Source organism: Paraburkholderia sp. 31.1, assembly GCF_014397645.1.
Lineage (GTDB): Bacteria > Pseudomonadota > Gammaproteobacteria > Burkholderiales > Burkholderiaceae > Paraburkholderia > Paraburkholderia tuberum.
This window is the reverse complement of record NZ_VZQN01000038.1, coordinates 1-16,554: the sequence shown is the minus strand read 5'-3', so window position 1 is coordinate 16,554 and position 16,554 is coordinate 1. Positions and strand designations below refer to the sequence as shown.

At 58.5% G+C, this 16,554-nt stretch carries 17 protein-coding genes, 1 tRNA gene and 2 pseudogenes; 13 read left to right on the top strand and 7 right to left on the bottom strand.

The features are described from left to right. Nucleotides 1-16 precede the first annotated feature (16 nt). Entirely contained in the window at nucleotides 17-568 is a 552-nt protein-coding gene (locus F6X37_RS26310) for a GNAT family N-acetyltransferase (protein ID WP_187613322.1), read from the top strand. Between the two features lie 146 nt (nucleotides 569-714). After that, nucleotides 715-1,356: a type B chloramphenicol O-acetyltransferase gene (catB, locus tag F6X37_RS26305; protein ID WP_187613321.1), complete on the top strand. Its 642-nt coding sequence runs from the start codon at nucleotides 715-717 to the stop codon at nucleotides 1,354-1,356. Between the two features lie 97 nt (nucleotides 1,357-1,453). Here catB and F6X37_RS26300 read toward each other — a convergent pair whose 3' ends face one another. The 3 genes and pseudogenes from F6X37_RS26300 to F6X37_RS26290 all read right to left on the bottom strand — a co-directional run bounded on the left by F6X37_RS26300 (nucleotide 1,454) and on the right by F6X37_RS26290 (nucleotide 3,681). Next, on the bottom strand, nucleotides 1,454-1,987 hold the full coding sequence (locus tag F6X37_RS26300) for a GNAT family N-acetyltransferase (RefSeq protein WP_187613320.1): 534 nt from the start codon (nucleotides 1,985-1,987) through the stop codon (nucleotides 1,454-1,456). A gap of 115 nt (nucleotides 1,988-2,102) precedes the next feature. Next, nucleotides 2,103-2,727: pseudogene (locus F6X37_RS26295) on the bottom strand (tyrosine-type recombinase/integrase). Nucleotides 2,728-2,826: 99 nt separating this feature from the next. Then, a complete protein-coding gene (locus F6X37_RS26290) occupies nucleotides 2,827-3,681 on the bottom strand; it encodes a PA4780 family RIO1-like protein kinase (protein WP_187613351.1) in 855 nt (284 codons plus the stop codon). A 631-nt stretch (nucleotides 3,682-4,312) separates the two neighbouring features. Between F6X37_RS26290 and F6X37_RS26285 the strand changes: the two genes are divergently transcribed. The 4 genes from F6X37_RS26285 to F6X37_RS26270 all read left to right on the top strand — a co-directional run bounded on the left by F6X37_RS26285 (nucleotide 4,313) and on the right by F6X37_RS26270 (nucleotide 7,041). Then, nucleotides 4,313-5,089 carry a hypothetical protein gene (locus F6X37_RS26285; protein WP_187613319.1) on the top strand — a complete coding sequence of 259 codons (777 nt, stop codon included), beginning with the start codon at nucleotides 4,313-4,315 and terminating at the stop codon, nucleotides 5,087-5,089. A gap of 10 nt (nucleotides 5,090-5,099) precedes the next feature. Beyond that, the gene (locus F6X37_RS26280; protein ID WP_187613318.1) at nucleotides 5,100-5,516 is read left to right on the top strand and encodes a DUF4279 domain-containing protein; all 417 of its coding nucleotides are present in this window, start codon (nucleotides 5,100-5,102) and stop codon (nucleotides 5,514-5,516) included. Nucleotides 5,517-5,837: 321 nt separating this feature from the next. Continuing rightward, a complete protein-coding gene (locus F6X37_RS26275) occupies nucleotides 5,838-6,614 on the top strand; it encodes a hypothetical protein (protein WP_187613317.1) in 777 nt (258 codons plus the stop codon). Between the two features lie 10 nt (nucleotides 6,615-6,624). After that, the gene (locus F6X37_RS26270) at nucleotides 6,625-7,041 is read left to right on the top strand and encodes a DUF4279 domain-containing protein (RefSeq protein ID WP_090801512.1); all 417 of its coding nucleotides are present in this window, start codon (nucleotides 6,625-6,627) and stop codon (nucleotides 7,039-7,041) included. Nucleotides 7,042-7,327: 286 nt separating this feature from the next. On the opposite strand, the pseudogene F6X37_RS26265 reads toward F6X37_RS26270, so the two are convergent. The 3 genes and pseudogenes from F6X37_RS26265 to hemN all read right to left on the bottom strand — a co-directional run. Beyond that, nucleotides 7,328-7,657: pseudogene (locus F6X37_RS26265) on the bottom strand (Arm DNA-binding domain-containing protein); the annotation flags it as partial. A gap of 201 nt (nucleotides 7,658-7,858) precedes the next feature. Next, a tRNA-Leu gene (locus F6X37_RS26260) sits at nucleotides 7,859-7,943 on the bottom strand. A 142-nt stretch (nucleotides 7,944-8,085) separates the two neighbouring features. Then, entirely contained in the window at nucleotides 8,086-9,471 is a 1,386-nt protein-coding gene (gene hemN / locus F6X37_RS26255) for an oxygen-independent coproporphyrinogen III oxidase (protein WP_187613316.1), read from the bottom strand. 178 nt (nucleotides 9,472-9,649) lie between these two features. Here hemN and F6X37_RS26250 point away from each other — a divergent pair, with 178 nt between their 5' ends. The 3 genes from F6X37_RS26250 (at nucleotide 9,650) to F6X37_RS26240 (ending at nucleotide 11,557) form a co-directional block, all read left to right on the top strand. Continuing rightward, entirely contained in the window at nucleotides 9,650-9,952 is a 303-nt protein-coding gene (locus tag F6X37_RS26250) for a YkgJ family cysteine cluster protein (protein WP_184023217.1), read from the top strand. Between the two features lie 84 nt (nucleotides 9,953-10,036). Further along, nucleotides 10,037-10,630: a DUF1439 domain-containing protein gene (locus F6X37_RS26245; protein WP_187613315.1), complete on the top strand. Its 594-nt coding sequence runs from the start codon at nucleotides 10,037-10,039 to the stop codon at nucleotides 10,628-10,630. Nucleotides 10,631-10,720: 90 nt separating this feature from the next. Next, complete coding sequence (locus tag F6X37_RS26240) at nucleotides 10,721-11,557, top strand: undecaprenyl-diphosphate phosphatase (protein ID WP_187613314.1); 837 nt, start codon at nucleotides 10,721-10,723, stop codon at nucleotides 11,555-11,557. Between the two features lie 71 nt (nucleotides 11,558-11,628). Here F6X37_RS26240 and trmB read toward each other — a convergent pair whose 3' ends face one another. Further along, entirely contained in the window at nucleotides 11,629-12,435 is an 807-nt protein-coding gene (trmB, locus tag F6X37_RS26235) for a tRNA (guanosine(46)-N7)-methyltransferase TrmB (protein WP_187613313.1), read from the bottom strand. Nucleotides 12,436-12,865: 430 nt separating this feature from the next. On the opposite strand from trmB, the gene F6X37_RS26230 reads away from it, so the two are divergent. From F6X37_RS26230 to F6X37_RS26215, 4 genes are all read left to right on the top strand, one after another. Then, nucleotides 12,866-13,150 (top strand): type II toxin-antitoxin system HigB family toxin, encoded by a 285-nt coding sequence (locus F6X37_RS26230; protein WP_187613312.1) that lies wholly within the window; start codon nucleotides 12,866-12,868, stop codon nucleotides 13,148-13,150. Between the two features lies 1 nt (nucleotide 13,151). Beyond that, nucleotides 13,152-14,402 (top strand): helix-turn-helix domain-containing protein, encoded by a 1,251-nt coding sequence (locus tag F6X37_RS26225; protein ID WP_187613311.1) that lies wholly within the window; start codon nucleotides 13,152-13,154, stop codon nucleotides 14,400-14,402. Beyond that, nucleotides 14,399-15,523, top strand: a complete 1,125-nt coding sequence (locus tag F6X37_RS26220) for a beta family protein (protein WP_187613310.1) — start codon at nucleotides 14,399-14,401, stop codon at nucleotides 15,521-15,523. Before F6X37_RS26225 ends, F6X37_RS26220 begins: the two co-directional genes overlap by 4 nt. 71 nt (nucleotides 15,524-15,594) lie before the next feature. Further along, nucleotides 15,595-16,356, top strand: coding sequence for a hypothetical protein (locus F6X37_RS26215; RefSeq protein ID WP_187613309.1), 762 nt, complete (start codon nucleotides 15,595-15,597; stop codon nucleotides 16,354-16,356). The last annotated feature ends 198 nt before the right edge of the window (nucleotides 16,357-16,554 follow it).

Genomic DNA, 16,554 nt, shown 5'->3' with positions numbered 1-16,554 from the left:
GTGCCCCGCCCCCGTCATGCCATTATTCGAGCCCATCACGCTGACTACTCCACGCCTCGTTCTGCGGCCGCTTCGTCATGAAGACGCGCAACCACTGTTCGCGATCTGGTCGGACGCGGATGCGATGCGCTATTTTTCGTTTCCGGCGATGACTTCCATGGATCAGACAACGGATCGAGTCGCACGTAAATTGAATATGTCAGCTGGCGGCCAGGACTTCATCTGTGCAGTCGAGTTGCAGACAACCGGCGAAGTGCTCGGTGATTGCGCTCTCTTTCATGCAGACGAGCAATGCCGACGCGCGGAGATAGGCTTTGGTCTGCAACGCAAGCATTGGGGAAACGGATATATGAGTGAGGCGGTTTCCGCGCTGATCGAGCACGCGTTCGGCACGCTGAATTTACGCCGGATTGAGGCGGATATCGACCCACGAAATGTAGCCTCGGCGCTTCTTCTCGAACGGCTCGGATTTGTCCGCGAAGGGTTGTTGCGTGATCGCTGGATAGTTGGCGATGAGGTGTCGGATAGCGCGCTGTACGGGCTGCTCGAAAGTGATCGTCGGGCGTAGATGGCCACTCGCTGACGCTAGGATGTTAACTTGACGCTGCGCCGTGAGCGACCGGAATTCTCTCTGATTGTCGCGAATTTACGCGGCGGCTCGTAACCTGCGTGCTCGAACGATAAACGCACCCCAGACTACAGCGTGGTCTCTTTATGAAGAATTACTTCGACAGCCCCTTCAAGGGGAAGCCGCTTTCAGGGCAGGTCACCAATCCCAACATCATCGTGGGGCGTTACAGCTACTACTCTGGCTACTATCACGGACACTCCTTTGATGACTGTGCGCGCTACCTGTTGCCAGACCGCACAGGTGTCGACCGGCTGATCATCGGTAGCTTCTGCTCTGTCGGAAGTGGTGCGACGTTCATGATGGCGGGCAACCAGGGGCACCGGAACGATTGGGTAACCACATTTCCCTTCTTCTACATGACGGAAGAACCGGCGTTTGCTGACGCCTGCGATGCATTCGAACCCGCCGGCGATACGGTTGTCGGGAATGACGTCTGGATCGGTTCCGAAGCGATGATCATGCCAGGTGTTCACATCGGTCACGGTGCCGTGATCGGGAGTTGCGCCGTTGTCACGAAGGACGTTGAACCCTATACGATCATCGGCGGGAATCCGGCAAAGCCGATCCGAAAGCGCTTTTCGGACGATGAGATCGGGATGCTCCTTGAGATGAACTGGTGGGACTGGCCGCTGGACGAGATCGGCAAGTCGATGAAGTTGCTCTGTGCCACGGATATCGCAGCATTGTATGAACGCTGGAGCAGCTCATCGTTATCGGGTCGCTAACACTCGCGTCGACCGACACGCACGCAGTTGACGATCTGGGCGTTGACCTTGACTGACCGATCTTGGCCGATGGAAGCCAGTCCACAGGCAGAATCGCCTATACCTCGCTTGTGACTGGCTGGCGAGGAATTCTGTAAACCACAGACTTGTACTTTGGCGTCGCGCGGCTTTCCACAATGACGCCGCCTAGCGATTCGGCGATGCGCCGGCTGGGACGGTTCTCTTCGGCAACCGGATAGGTAAAGCTTTCACAACCAATGGTTCGCGTTGCCCAGTGTGCAACAAGGGTCACAGCTTCACAACCAAACCCATTTCGATGACGATCTTCACGAATCCAGATACCGAGTTCCGGGCTCTCGGTGCGGACGCGGTGAAGCCCGGCTAACCCAAGGAAACTCCCGTCGGTGCGTTGACGTATCGCGAACACATAGTCTGACCCATCGTCAATCGACGGTACCCAGGACCGCCAAACACCATCAAAATCCTGCCGGGATGCTGGCGGCTCCCACGCCATGTGACGGGTGAGCGAAGGGGTGATGAACGAGAACGCAGCATCCGCGTCGTTGGCCGAGAACGGTTTGATCAAGAGCCGGGTTGATTCAATTTGGATTTCTGTCGGCCGCAGCATCATCTCAAGTCTTCCGTCGAGGTTTGTCTATATTCACCGATTGTCGACGAATCAGAAACGTGTGTCGAATGTCTCATCCTGACCGGACAGCGTCCGATTGCTGTCCGGCGATCACCACTCAGACTTCCGTCTGTTCGGCCATGTCAAGCGCGTCGTCAAACTCGATGCCAAGATATCTGACGGTACTTTCAAGCTTCGTATGACCAAGCAAAAGCTGTACGGCTCTGAGATTCTTCGTACGGCGATAGATCAACGAGACCTTCGTCCGACGCATCGTGTGCGTGCCATAGGCGGAATCGTCGAGCCCGATCGATTTTATCCAGCGATGGACGATCCGTGCGTACTGACGGGTCGAAAGATGGGGCGACGCGTGTATTCGCCCCGGGACCAGGAAATCTGAAGGACACAGAGCTGCTGCCTTGATCCAGCTTTCCACGCTATCCCGCGTTTGCTCGGTGATCTCGAATTGCACCGGCCGCTGCGTTTTCTGTTGCATAACGGTCGCCCGGGGTGCTACGTGTGCCCAGACAGACATCGCGGACTCGAAGTTTTGTCAGGTCGCACGCTCGAAGTTTGCTGTCGATCGCCAGATTGAACATCGCCAGATCACGGGTTTTCGCCCCCAATTGCAGGCGAATCCGAATGGCCCAAATCTCCTTGAGCTTCAGCGGCGACTTCTGCCCGGTTTGCTTGTCATTGTTTCACGGCACACGCGGCACGTTGCCGATGATAATCGCGTCCATTTCGACTCTTCTTTCAAGTGAAGAGAAAATCAGTCTGCGCCAACCTCGATGAGCGATACCCGACCCGCAAGGGTCGTTCAATTTTCTCCATAACGGTTATCAGTTCGCGGTCAGTTCCTGCTGTCGCCGCACTCGCGCGTCTTCGTCAAGACGTGTCTCTTCGAGTTCCTGCAGCACGCTATCGAGGTCGACTGGTCGCGTGTCGAGCTCGATGCGGCCGGTCAGTTTGACCTCGACATGCAGCCCGCCTGCTTCGAACAGCGCCCAGATCTCCGTTCCGTAATCCGCGCCGAGAATTTGCGGTGCAAACCGTCCGAAGTACGCAGCGAGGTTGTCGACGTCACGCTTGAGCATCGAGGCGGCTTCGTTGTTGGCGGCGGCGTCGATGGCCTGAGGCAGATCGATGATCACCGGTCCATCAGCCGCCAGCAGGATGTTGTATTCGGACAGGTCGCCGTGAATCACACCCGCGCAGAGCATGCGGACAACCTGGTTGAGCAGCAGGGCGTGCAGTTCAAGGGCGCGCGCTTCAGTCAGATGGACGTCGTTGAGGCGTGGCGCGACGTCACCCGTTGCGTCGACCACCAGTTCCATCAGTAACACCCCATCGGTACAGATATAGGGTTGCGGCACTCGCACGCCCCCGTCGGCAAGTCGGAATAGTGCGTCGACTTCGGCGTTTTGCCACAACTCCTCCTGCATCTGGCGCCCATAGCGAGTACCTTTTTCCATCGCACGCGCCTGCCGGCTGTTCTTGACCTTGCGGCCGTCCCGATACGATGCGGCTTGCCGGAAACTGCGCTGCTTCGCGTCCTTGTAGACCTTTGCACACCGCATCGAGTCGCCGCTGCGCACGACGTAGACGGTTGCTTCCTTGCCGCTCATCAACTGGCCGATCACTTCGTCGATGAGTCCTTCGTCAAGAAGCGGTGCAAGCCGTTTGGGTATTTTCATACGACCGACCAGTGCGGCTCGTGGCGCGTGCGTTCGAAATGCGTGGAAGGCGAATGGGTCGCTGAGGTGTGCGGAATCGGCGAACCGATGAATCGCGTGGGCGGTTCCGCTCGTCGGGTTGCTGCATGGGGAGTGGAGGGAGTCATGCCGGATTATAAAGGGAGCGAGGGGGAGGCGACTCAAATCAAATTTCCTGGCGACTGCGCAGATGCATTGTCGCCGCTCCTGGCCGCTGGCTACTCGCCATGACGGGCAGCGCCCGACCCACAACGGGCATTCGACTTTCTCCAAAGCGGCAACGGTTGCGCAGGTGTCGATTTTTGGTCTCTTCGAGGATGCGCTCGCGGACGTACGCGCCGTATTGGCGCGAACAGCGGCTTCGGGCGAATGATCTGCTGCGCGAGTGCCGCCAGCGGCTGGAAAGGTCATAGACCAGCGGTACGGTCGCTGCCCGCGAGCGTCCGCGCTACGGGCGCGAAAAACCGCAATGTTCCTGCGGGCGCTTTTTTCCGTTTCATCGAGAGCCGTGGAGATTTTGGGCTGTCGCCCATGTACGGACTGCCTGTCGCACGGTAATTATCTGACTGCTGTCAACCCAGACAGCGACTTCAGATAGACCATCGACACACCCATGTCCCTGTCCGTATTTGAAATGCACTCCGTGGAGCTGTTCTGCCAGCGGCCACCGGGTGCCTGTTATGTCATCTGCGACGAAAGGCACTATAAAGCGTGTCTCGGCAAGGCCGCAGACCTTCAGAGGGCCAGTGCGGAGACCCGGGAATTTCTTGACATTGCCCAACTGAATCACAGGAAGTGGGAGGAGGACCGGAAACTGGTCAGGAATCTCATTGGCGGTCACTGGCTGTTTTTTCATGATGTACGGGACCGGAACCCTGACACCGATGGCTGGTGGGTCATCCTTGCGCTTCTCGAAGAGGTGCGCCGCGGTGCCCTGCTTGCCATTAAAGGCCCTCGCGATAGCCTGTTTCCGTCACCCTACGGCAGCACGCCGTTGAGGGATATCGCAGCGAGGGCCGGTAATCGCCCGGACGGCGAACCTGTGCTGTCTGTCCAGTATGATCCGGCCACCTTGCAAACCCGGCTGAACGCTGCGCGCGCAGCCAGGGCTGGCGATAGAGGCGCATCAACGCTGCTCGGCGACGTGCAGCCGTTTGAGTATGTGCCTGATGCGTTGAGCGGCGATGTCGTTGAACTCGCCGCGAGCACGAACAATCCAAACTACGCGGCGAAGATGCTGGGGTATGGCCGCGACACGTTTGGCGACATGGTCCATGCGATGAAATATGACCTCAAGCTGCGAGGCGATGACAATGTCATTTGGCACGATAGTGGGGACGTTGAATTTAGAAAAAACATCATCGGCAATATGCACGACTATGCAAACTGATCTTCATACGATGAACGCACATCAACTCGCACATGCATCATTTTCAATAGCCGGGGATGATTTAGATCCCGAGGTTTGGACCAGATATTTCGGCGTTCCGCCCGACACGGCGATAGTCAAGGGGAAGCGGTTTATGACTCCGTCGGGGCGATTGAGCAGCATGCCGGGGCGTACCGGCGTGTGGGGGGTGAGAAGCAAAGCCGCCGTTCATAGCGACTCGCTGGAACCGCATCTCCGCTATCTTATTGATCGCCTGAATTTGCCGCGAGACGACTTGCGCCAGCTACTCGCAGACAAGGGCGCACAGATGCGTTTCTTCTGTTATTGGGACAACGAGAGCGGCGACCGCGTGCCTGATGTGCCCGACGATATTCGCACCATGATGGAAGCCATGGGCGGCACGATTGAGATTGATGAATATCGATAGAGCCTCGCTCGAATGCTCTTCGAGGATGCGCTCGCGGACGTACGCGCCGTATTGGCGCGAACAGCGGCTTCGGGCGAATGATCTGCTGCGCGAGTGCCGCCAGCGGCTGGAAAGGTCATAGACCAGCGGTACGGTCGCTGCCCGCGAGCATCCGCGCTACGGGCGCGAAAAACCGCAATGTTCCTGAGGGCGCTTTTTTCCGTTTCATCGAGAGCCGTGGAGATTTTGGGCTGTCGCCCATGTACGGACTGCCTGTCGCACGGTAATTATCTGACTGCTGTCAACCCCGGCAGCGACTTCAGATAGACCATCGACACGCCTATGTCCCTGTCCGTATTTGAAATGCACTCCGTGGAGCTGTTCTGCCAGCGGCCACCGGGTGCCTGTTATGTCATCTGCGACGAATGGCACTATAAAGCGTGCCTCGGCAAGGCCGCAGACCTTCAGAGGGCCAGTGCGGAGACGCGGGAATTTCTTGCTATCGCCGCACTGAATCGCAGGAAGTGGGAGGAGGACCGGAAGCTGGTCAGGAATCTCATTGGCCGCAGCTGGCTGTTTTTTCATAGGGTCCGGGACCGCGATCCTGACGCCGATGGCTGGTGGGTCATCGTTGCGCTTCTCGAAGAGGTTCGCCGGGGCAAACTGCTTGCCGTTAAAGGTCCGCGTCACGGCCTGTTTCCGTCACCGTACAGCAGCACGCCGTTAATGAATCCCGTAGCGAAGGCCCGCAGTCAGCCGAACGGCGAACCCATTCTGTCTGTGCAGTACGATCCGGCCACCTGGCAAACCCAACTGAACGCTGCCCGCGCAGCCAGAGCTAGCGATAGAGGCGCATCAACGCTGCTCGGCGACGCGCAGCCGTTTGAGTATGTGCCTGACGCGTTGAGCGGCGATGTCGTTGAACTCGCCGCGAGCACGAACAACCCAAACTACGCGGCGAAGATGCTGGGGTATGACCGCAAGACGTTTGGGGCTATCTTGCACAGGTTCAAGCCAGGCAATGGCTTGGGGCCAGCCGATAACGTCATCTGGCATGACAACGGCGACGTGTACTTTAATGGTAACCACATCGGAAATTTTCATGACTGGGCAAACTGAGGCCGCTCCAATGGCAGATCACCAACTTGCGCACGCGACCTTTTACATATCCGGCGACTCATTGGAGCCAGCCTTTTGGACGGCGTATTTCGACATCAAGCCGGATACAGCGATTACCAAGGGACAGCCGTTCACCACACCGTCTGGGCGACCGAGCAGCGCGCCGGGCCGCGTTGGCCTTTGGGGCGTGCGCAGTGAGGGCGCAGTTCGTAGCGATTCACTTGAGCCGCATTTGCGTTACCTGATTGGGCGCCTGAATCTGCCGAGAGCGGAACTTGGCCAACTGCTCGCAGACAAGGGACTTCGGATGCGCTTCTTCTGTTACTGGTACAACGAGAGCGGCGACCGCGTGCCTGATGTGCCCGACGATATTCGCACCATGATGGAAGCCATGGGCGGCACGGTTGAGATTGATGAATATCGGTAGAGCCTCGCTCGAATGCACAAGCCGATCCTCGCGAGTCGGCTTTTTTGTGCGAGCTTGTAAGGCACAGCGCAAGTGTTATGGGCCGCACTTCTGAATTAATCCTCTATGCATGCAAACATGCACGGCCCACGCTTCCATCATCGGGCGGCGCTGTTCCAAAAGGTTGTCCCGCTGAGGTAGTCAGGCGACCGTCCCGCCTTTGATCGGAATGACTTCGGCCCCGGCCTTGATCCGGTCAAGGTAATCGGCCCAGCGATATCGACCCGCTTTCAACGGGCTGACCGCGCTTTTCCATCCAGGCGAGCGCAACGGCTTCGAATGAATTGGCAGCAGCAAGGCGGGCGGCGCGTTTCCCGGCCTTTTTGGCTTCCCCCGGATCAATGTTTTGCTGCCAGTTTTTCGCGGGCGTCGTCCCGACGCTTGCGGGCATCGGCAAGCGGCACGTCTGGATAGACGCCAAGTGCGAGGCTCTTTTCCTTTCCGGCAAAACGGTACTTGAAAATCCATCGCTTGCTGCCCGTTGGCGTGACCAGCAGCAGCAGGCCGCCACCGTCGTACAGCTCTGCTGTTTTTCACCCGGCTTCGTGTTACGGATCGTGGCATCGGTCAGCGCGATGTTTGCGTCTCCGGTTGTCGCGCCGCTGCCGGGGGCGTTTTCCATCCGACGGGCGCTTGAATCGTGGCACCCCCGAAATGACCCCCCTGGTGGGGGTTGTAATCGCTGGTGAACCCTTGGAGACTACAGCAAACAAAAGCCCCGCTCAGCGATAGCTGTCGGGGCTTCGTGATGAACCGTTGAAACCGGTTGAAGAGTGTTTGGTGCCCAGGGCCGGAATCGAACCGGCACGCCTTGCGGCGGGGGATTTTGAGTCCCCTGCGTCTACCAATTTCACCACCTGGGCAGATACTGCAGCGCGCTGCATCGGGAGTTCAGCGCGCGAGGAAGACGCAGATTATGGCCGAAAATCGGTAGACGGGCAAGTCGATTGCCTTCACCCAGTCGATTGCCTTCACCCGCCACAGCGCGTTCGCGGCGAGCGGTGCTCAGACCGTGCGCGAGAATCGTGTGAGCGTCTGCTCGCCCAGATAGCGGTCAAATACCATCGCGAGATTGCGCACGAGCATGCGGCCGGCCATTCGCACTTCGAGCTTGCGTGCGCCGAGCGAGATCAGCCCGTCGTCCTCGAATGAACGCAGACGCGAGAGTTCCGGCGCGAACGTGTCGGCGAAGTGGATGCCGTACGCCGCTTCGAATTCGTCGAAGCGCAGTTCGAGGTTGCACATCAGCTGCGTGATCACGTCGCGCCGCAGACGGTCGTCGGCGGACAGGCGGATGCCGCGCGCGATCGCGAGCCGGCCCGCATCGATCGAGTCGGTGTAAGCGGGCAACTCTCGCGCGTTCTGCGCGTACACGTCGCCGACCTTGCCGATTGACGAGGCGCCAAAACCGATCAGATCGCACTCGGCCCGCGTGCTATAGCCCTGAAAATTGCGATGCAGCGTGCGCTGCGCCTGCGCGCGAGCGAGCTCGTCGGTGGGCAGCGCGAAGTGATCCATGCCGATGTACACATAGCCCGCTTCATTCAGCCGTTCGACGACCCGTTGCAGCAGAGCCAGCCGCTCCTCGCTCGACGGCAGCGTCGCGGGATCCATCTGGCGCTGCATCTTGAAGCGCTGCGGCATGTGCGCATACGCGAACACCGACAGCCGGTCCGGCGCCAGTTCGAGCATCGTGTCGAGCGTGCGGCTGAAGCTCACGACGGTTTGATGCGGCAGCCCGTAAATCAGATCGACGCCGATCGAATGAAAACCGTACGCGCGCGCCGCCTGCATCACCGATGCGGTCATCTCGAACGGCTGGATGCGATTGATCGCCTGCTGCACGCGCGGATCGAAGTCCTGCACGCCCAGGCTCAGCCGGTTGAAGCCGAGGCGGCGCAGAAGCGCGACCGTGTCGGGCGACGCCTCGCGCGGATCGACCTCGATCGAATATTCGGCTCGATCGTCGGGCAGAAGTTTGAAGTGCTCGCGCGTCGCGGCCATCAGCTCGGCCATCTCGTCATGCGACAAAAACGTCGGCGTGCCGCCGCCCCAATGCAATTGCGAGACGGGCCGCTGCGTATCGAAACACGCGGCCTGCAAACCGATTTCGCGTTTGAGCCGCTCAAGGTACGGGCGCGCATGCGCGCGATTTCTGGTCACGACCTTGTTGCAGCCGCAGTAGAAGCACACGGTGTCGCAAAACGGAATGTGGAAGTACAGAGACAGATCGATCGACGCGGCACCCGGGTCGGCGGCGGCGCGGTGATAGTCGGCGGTGTCGAACGATTCGCGGAACTGCGGCGCGGTCGGATAGGACGTATACCGGGGACCGTTCGCGCTGTAGCGCGCGAGCAGGTCGGGGCGGAACAGGGTGTCGGTTTGGGACATGAGCGGTGTCGGACGGTGGGCGGCTCTCGCAGCGTGCCGCGTCTCATGGTCAGTCAGCAGCTTCGAGTTTACGTGCGTGCCCGCGGGACCCGATTGTGTAAAAAGGTCGCGCGGACAGGCAGTGGCACAATGCGGGTCTGGCAACACGTTGCCAAGGTTTGAGTTCAGGAAAGATGACGTGGATCAAAGGTTGAACAGTGCACGGGTGGACGCTCACGCGTGCCGTCCCGATTGCGGCGCGTGCTGTATCGCGCCGTCGATTTCGAGCCCGATTCCAGGCATGCCGAACGGCAAGCCAGCGGGCGTGCGCTGCGTGCAACTCGGCGACGATCTGCGCTGCGCGATCTTCGGCCGGCCGGAGCGGCCCGCATGCTGCTCGGGTCTGCAGCCGCAACTCGAGATGTGCGGCGCGAATCGCGGCGAAGCGCTCGCGTGGCTCACGCAACTCGAGGCGCAAACACAACCGGCATCCCATCCATGACGCGCGGCATGCGGTAAACGCCGTCGCTGACCACACCCGTCAACGCAAGCCGATGTCCGCAAGGGCTTCCACAGGAGATTTCGCATGACTCGACCCGCAGCGCCGGCCCGGCGCCGCTTTCTGCGCGCTGCGCTGACCGGCTGCAGCGCGCTTGGCATCACTGTGTCGCTCGCGGCTTGCGCGAGCCCGACGTTTCCGTTCATGCCGTCGCACTACACGTTCTCGCAGAAGCAGGTGCAGGAGGCCGTGCAGCGCAAGTTCCCGTATCAGCGCACGGTGTCGCAGGTGTTCGATGTCGCGCTGAGCAATCCGGTGGTGGGCATGCTGCCCGGTGCGAACCGCGTGCAGGTGAAGCTCGACGCGCGTTTCGCGAGTCCGTTCCTGCAGCAGCCGGTCGATGGCGTGTTCACGCTGTCGAGTGAACTTACATACGACGCGGCGAGCCGTTCGGTGATCCTCAAGTCGCCGAGTGTCGACAACGTCAGCGTGAGCGGCGAGGCGCAGATGTACACGCAGCAGATCAACGCGGCCGCGGCGCTGCTCGCGACCCAATTGCTGACCAACTATCCGATCTACACGTTCAAGCCCGAGCAACTGCAATTTGCCGGCGTCAACTACGAACCCGGTACAATCACGATCCTTACAAACGGCATACGCGTGCAGATCGTCGAAAGATGACTGGCACGCGCGGCCACGTGGGCCGCGCATGCCAGTCATGACCGTGCGGGCCCATTTCGTTGCGACAACCTACCGCGATAAAGGGCACGGATGGACTGGCTACTGGCTTGCAAGGCGCTGATTCTCGGCGTGGTCGAGGGTTTGACGGAGTTCCTGCCGGTGTCGAGCACCGGGCATCTGATCGTCGTCGGCAGTCTGCTGGATTTCTCCGACGAGCACGCGAAGACCTTCGATGTCGTGATCCAGCTCGGCGCGATTCTCGCCGTGTGCTGGGAGTTTCGCCGGCGCATCGGCAACGTGATCGTGGGGCTGCCGAGCCGGCCCGAGGCGCGCCGCTTCGCGCTGAACGTGACCATTGCGACGATTCCGGCAGTCGTGCTCGGCCTGCTGTTCGAGAAGTCGATCAAGGAGGCGCTGTTTTCACCGGTGCCGGTCGCGTTTGCGCTGGTCGCGGGTGGCGTCGTGATCCTGTGGGCGGAGGCGCGCCAGCGCGCGCGCGGCGACGCGGCGGTGCGGGTGCGCAGCATCGACGATCTGAGCCCGCTCGATGCGTTGAAAGTCGGCCTCGCACAGTGCTTCGCGCTGATTCCGGGGACCTCGCGCTCGGGCTCGACGATCATCGGCGGCATGCTGTTCGGCATCGAGCGCCGCGCCGCGACCGAGTTTTCATTCTTTCTCGCGATTCCGATCATCTTCGGCGCGACGGCCTACGAGCTGTACAAGGACTGGCACCTGCTCACCACCGATGCGCTCGGCAGCTTCGCGCTCGGCTTCGCTGCCGCGTTCGTCAGTGCGTTCGTCTGCATCCGCTGGCTGCTGCGCTATGTCGCGTCGCACGACTTCACGGTGTTCGCGTGGTATCGGATCGGCTTTGGCCTGCTGATCCTGCTGATCGGTTATAGCGGCGGGTTGAGCTGGGCCGATTGAGATTTGCCGTGCAATGAAAAAAGGTCCGCGTATGTGCGGACCTTTTTTCGTTGGCTTGTCGTCTCGTCGCGTTACGCGGCGCCGCGCTTGCGGAACACGAGGTCCCACACGCCGTGGCCGAGCCGCAGGCCACGTCGTTCGAACTTCGTCACCGGACGATAGTCGGGCCGCGGCGCGTAGGTGTCGGCGGTGTTTTCGAGCAGCGGATCGGCGCCGAGCACTTCGAGCATCTGTTCGGCGTAGTTCTGCCAGTCGGTCGCGCAATGCAGATACGCATCCGGCTTCAGACGCGACACGAGCAGCGCGACGAACTTCGGCTGGATCAGCCGGCGCTTGTGATGGCGCGCCTTGTGCCACGGGTCGGGGAAAAAGATGTGCACGCCGTCGAGGCTGTCGGGCGCGATCATGTGCTCGAGCACTTCGACCGCGTCGTGCTGGATGATGCGGATGTTCGTCAGCGACTGCTCGCCGATCAGCTTCAGCAACGCGCCGACGCCGGGCTCGTGGACTTCGACGCCCAGGAAGTCGTCGGAGGGACGGTGCGCGGCGATCTCCGAGGTGGTGGCGCCCATGCCGAAGCCGATCTCCAGCACGCGCGGCGCTTCGCGGCCGAACACGCCGGTCCAGTCGGGTTGTTGTGGTGCATAGGGCACGACGAAGCGCGGGCCGAACTCATCGAGCGCGCGGCGCTGGCCGGTCGACACGCGACCCGCGCGCGTGACGAAGCTGCGGATGCGGCGGTGATGAAGCGTGTCTGCCGGCGTTGCACCCGGCGTGCCGTCGACGTCGTTCGTCTCGTTGCCGGCGGGCTGGTCGGTTGCGCTCGTGGGGGGCGGGGCGTCGTCCGGGAGACCGGAGTCGTTTGGATCGTGGATCATCGTCGATGCTGCTGCAAGGGTGAGGGCTGCGCGGCTTGCGCGCTGTGCCGGGCCGTTGCCACTACAAAAAAGCCGCCTTCAGGGAGGCGGCTCTTGCTGGATTCCGCTGAACACTCAGCGGGAAAGTGGAGCGGGCGATGGGAGAGTAACCCAATCTACCCCAAAACCTTTATAAATCCACAGCTACATCGCTTCGCCTGCCCAAAAAATAGGCAAAAAAGTGTGGGTAACAGTCCTGCGTCGCAGGGGTGAGTAAGGTAGCACAACCCAAAACCGTTCGTCCAGACTGATGCCGCACTAGAAGTTGCGGCACTCCAACCTTCCCTTCTAATAGTGCGATTGACAGATGTTCCCGTTTTGGGAACAATAACATCTGATCCCATGGTGTGAACGCGCCAGGAGGCAGCGGTGTCAACGGAGAAGTGGGTACATGAGGCTCATCGGGCTTGGAGTGTTAAGTGTCTTTTGTGACGGGCACGCTGATTGTCGCAACTGGATCTCGAATTGGATTCGGGATGTCAAGCAAAGTACGTGGAAGACAACGCACGACGTTAGATCGAACTACCCGACAGCAAGCTTTCTGGCGGACAACATCGTGATCTTCAACGTGCGGGGAAACGGATATCGGTTGGAGACGCAAGTTACGTTCGGCGTCGGAGTCGTTGTAGTTAAGTGGATCGGTACTCACGCCGAATACGACAAACGGAAGTTTTAAGATGACCTACAAAGTTCTGCGGACCGAAGAGGAACACCGCGAAGCACTTCAGGAAGCTGAGCGCCTGGTTGCGCTGGATCCTGCCCCCGGGTCCACCGAAGCGGACCGGCTGGAGTTGCTGACGCTTCTTATCGAAGACTATGAAAAGCGCGCCTTTTCATTCGAAGCTCTTGATCCTCTGGATGTCATTGAGTTTCGGATGGCCGAACAGGGCCTTAGGCAGAAGGATCTGATCTCGATGATTGGTAGCCGTAGCCGCGTATCAGAGGTGCTTGCGGGCAAACGGCCACTCACGGTTCAGATGATTCGATCGTTGTCGACCGGGCTTGGTGTTTCTGCGGACGCATTGATCGGCTCCGAGCCTCGTCCATCCTCGGAGCTCGTGGAGTCGAGCGCTGCGGATATGGATTGGAAGAAGTTTCCCTATGGGGAAATGGAGCGCCGTGGCTGGTTCAATGGGATTCGTGTTGTTGGCTCGACGAATGAAGAGCGGTTACAGTCGTTCATAAAGCAGGTTATGCCGAAGGAGCAAACGGAAATACTATTTCGTCGGCGCTTTCAAGGGATCGAGATTGACGACAAGTCGTATTACTCAACACTTGCTTGGACTGCACGCGTTCTTATGCGCGCGCGGGAAAGGAGTGAATCGTTACCGCAATTCGACCCGTCGAAAATTACGCCAGATACTCTTCGTGACCTAGCTCGCCTAAGTTGGCTTGGAAACGGACCTCAGCTTGCCGTCGAGTTTCTTGCAAAACTCGGAATTAGTGTCATCATTGAACCTCGGCTGCGCAACGCCGTGTTCGATGGAGCAGCCCTCTTGTCCGAAGCAGGGCGGCCTGTTATCGGCTTGACGCTTAGAATTGACCGTGTCGACTATTTTTGGTTTACGCTGTTGCACGAGGTGGCGCATGTCTGGCGGCATCTTAGCGATTCAGAGGAAGCGTTTATCGATCGGGTTGAGCGCATTGCGAGCGCGGAACGCACACCTGAGGCGAAGGAAAACGAGGCGAATCGAATTGCTCGTGATTCACTAATCAAGCGAGTCATTTGGGAACGGAGCCCGGCACGCCTTGCCCCGTCCCGTGAACGCATCCAAGAGCTCGCTGATCAATTGCACATTCATCCTGCAATTGTTGCTGGGCGCATTCAATTTGAAACAGGGCAATACAATCAGTTTCGCGAATTTTTGGGGCAGGGTGAAGTTCAACGCCAGTTTCAGGAAGCTTTTCCGAACGAGGACAAAGAATGAACTCGGTAGTCTACGTTCCCTTCGTAAAGGGGAAGGAAAACGATATAAAGGCGGTCGGGAGCCTTGCCAAATCAATACGCGAGATCACAAAGCCTCTCATTGAGACAATGCCGATAAACCCGGAAGAGCCTGCCATAGGTGAGCATGTTCATAAATTTTGCCGGTATATCAAGAAGCATGCTCCGCTCGGTGACGTATTAGTCGACTTTTATGGATTGCTGCCAGACGCATTAATGCCTGATGGAACGAACGCAATCCTTTTTGGATATAGCTTGCTGCGAGGTTTTGGGCGTCAAGTAACGCCGGTCTATGGATTTGACCGCAACGATAATCTCTGGCCACAACTGGGGAAAATCATTGCTGGTTTCGGGAAAGGGTTCGCGTTTCGCCTCGGTCGTGACGATTTGGTCGATTATCTATTCGATGAGACGTGGGGGGCAATCGTGGAGCGATCGGGTGAAATGGGTCTGCAAGAGAGCTCTGTGGATCTGATTCTCGATTTCGGGAGCTTGTCGGGTCTTGACAGTGAAGAGATAAAGGAAACTGTCGTTTCGTTCCTGTTCCACAATCCACGCGCGAAGTTCTACCGCAGCATCATCGTGAGTTCATCGTCCGCGCTGAAGACTGTGGGCGAGATCGAACAAGACCATATGACTGAAGTGACTCGTCACGAATTGCATCTGTGGTCGGAGTTGTGGAACGACATGCCGGGTGACGTCAAGCCGATCTATGGTGACTATGGTGTCATTCATCCCGATTTCAGCGACGCCGGACCGAATCAAAACATGAACGCAAAGATTCGGTACACCGTGGGCGACAAAATTCTGTATTTTCGTGGTCATGGCCTGCGACGCCCCAAGAAGGATTATGAGCAATACTATGCTCTGGCCAGACAGGTGGTCACCGACGATCGCTATCGAAAGAGGAAGTTCAGTTACGGTGATACATATCTCGACAATTGCGCGCGCGGACAAATCAAACCAGGAACACCGAGTACTTGGATATTAGCGGACATGAGCCATCATATGACGTATGTGGCTCAGCAAGTGGATCGCCTCGTTGCGCAGTTCGCATTGTTGTCGAGTGAGGTGACACCGACTGCATTGTTGGAAGAAATATGAGTATGACATAAGTTTCGTATCGAAATACGAGCATCGATGTATTTGAGATGTCGGCAGCGAGGAGAGATAGCGTGCCAAACGGTGATGGAAAGGTCTGTGGTGCAGTGCGCGAGTCGCTCACTCAGAACAGCGTTCTGGAGGCTGAGCAGGACATACAATTCGCAACGAAATTCACGGTAAAATCCGGAGCCAATCGAGCAGGCATCATCGTCTACAACTCGGGGAAAATTCACGTCGAAGGTGCTGAATCAGATCTAAAAAAATGGCTCGTGGAGTTGAAAGCTAGCATTGAATCAGGAAGTGCTGCGCCGGGGATTCTCCTACCTGCGGAGATTGAGAAATTCCCGCAAACGTTGCAGGATCGAGTGCCGGCGTGCGATGGAGTTGTGCTTTGGTTCTTTCAGGAAGCGCTTCGATGCTATAAGGCTGGCAGCCCGTCAGGTGCCGCATTTATGCTCGGAGCCGCTAGCGAGAAGGCGATTCTCCTACTCATCGAAGCCTACGGAAATCGCATAGTGAATCAAGAGAATCGAGAGAAGTTCTTTGGTCGCGTCAATAACCGGATGATCTCGATCAAATATGATGAGTTCAAGAGGTCGTACAAATCGGCAAAGCCACATCCGATGGACCTGCCGCTCTCGCAAGACCTAGAGCAACTACTTGATGGCGCGTTTAATTTCTATCGGCACACGCGCAATCAAGTGGGACATCCACAAATCATTCCAGATCTCGACAAGGGTGTCATCCTCGCAAATCTTGGACAATTTATCGTCTATGTTGAGCGGATCTACGGGCTCATGGCGTTTTTCGCGGCCAACGACATCGAAGTTTAGCTTTTCCTTCGGGCGTGGCATGTTTCGGTGTCCGGTCTGGAGCAACGTCGATCCAGCCTTCGTTGGGCCCCCCCCCCCGCGTCACAATGGTTGTCGCCTGGATAAAATTGGAATCTGGGGGCGATAAAGAGAGAACAAGTTGGCGCGTTACGGAAAGACATTCAAGGACAGAGCGGTGGCGCGGTTGCTGCCGCCGGA

Excerpts from the sequence above, each read along its gene's own strand:
- F6X37_RS26225 (WP_187613311.1), top strand. The coding sequence starts at position 13,152 with ATGACCTACAAAGTTCTGCGGACCGAAGAGGAACACCGCGAAGCACTT.
- F6X37_RS26220 (WP_187613310.1), top strand. The coding sequence starts at position 14,399 with ATGAACTCGGTAGTCTACGTTCCCTTCGTAAAGGGGAAGGAAAACGAT.
- F6X37_RS26310 (WP_187613322.1), top strand. The coding sequence starts at position 17 with ATGCCATTATTCGAGCCCATCACGCTGACTACTCCACGCCTCGTTCTG.
- F6X37_RS26290 (WP_187613351.1), bottom strand. The coding sequence starts at position 3,681 with ATGAAAATACCCAAACGGCTTGCACCGCTTCTTGACGAAGGACTCATC.
- catB (WP_187613321.1), top strand. The coding sequence starts at position 715 with ATGAAGAATTACTTCGACAGCCCCTTCAAGGGGAAGCCGCTTTCAGGG.
- F6X37_RS26230 (WP_187613312.1), top strand. The coding sequence starts at position 12,866 with ATGAGGCTCATCGGGCTTGGAGTGTTAAGTGTCTTTTGTGACGGGCAC.
- F6X37_RS26285 (WP_187613319.1), top strand. The coding sequence starts at position 4,313 with ATGTCCCTGTCCGTATTTGAAATGCACTCCGTGGAGCTGTTCTGCCAG.
- F6X37_RS26300 (WP_187613320.1), bottom strand. The coding sequence starts at position 1,987 with ATGATGCTGCGGCCGACAGAAATCCAAATTGAATCAACCCGGCTCTTG.
- F6X37_RS26270 (WP_090801512.1), top strand. The coding sequence starts at position 6,625 with ATGGCAGATCACCAACTTGCGCACGCGACCTTTTACATATCCGGCGAC.
- F6X37_RS26245 (WP_187613315.1), top strand. The coding sequence starts at position 10,037 with ATGACTCGACCCGCAGCGCCGGCCCGGCGCCGCTTTCTGCGCGCTGCG.
- F6X37_RS26280 (WP_187613318.1), top strand. The coding sequence starts at position 5,100 with ATGAACGCACATCAACTCGCACATGCATCATTTTCAATAGCCGGGGAT.
- F6X37_RS26275 (WP_187613317.1), top strand. The coding sequence starts at position 5,838 with ATGTCCCTGTCCGTATTTGAAATGCACTCCGTGGAGCTGTTCTGCCAG.
- hemN (WP_187613316.1), bottom strand. The coding sequence starts at position 9,471 with ATGTCCCAAACCGACACCCTGTTCCGCCCCGACCTGCTCGCGCGCTAC.
- F6X37_RS26240 (WP_187613314.1), top strand. The coding sequence starts at position 10,721 with ATGGACTGGCTACTGGCTTGCAAGGCGCTGATTCTCGGCGTGGTCGAG.
- trmB (WP_187613313.1), bottom strand. The coding sequence starts at position 12,435 with ATGATCCACGATCCAAACGACTCCGGTCTCCCGGACGACGCCCCGCCC.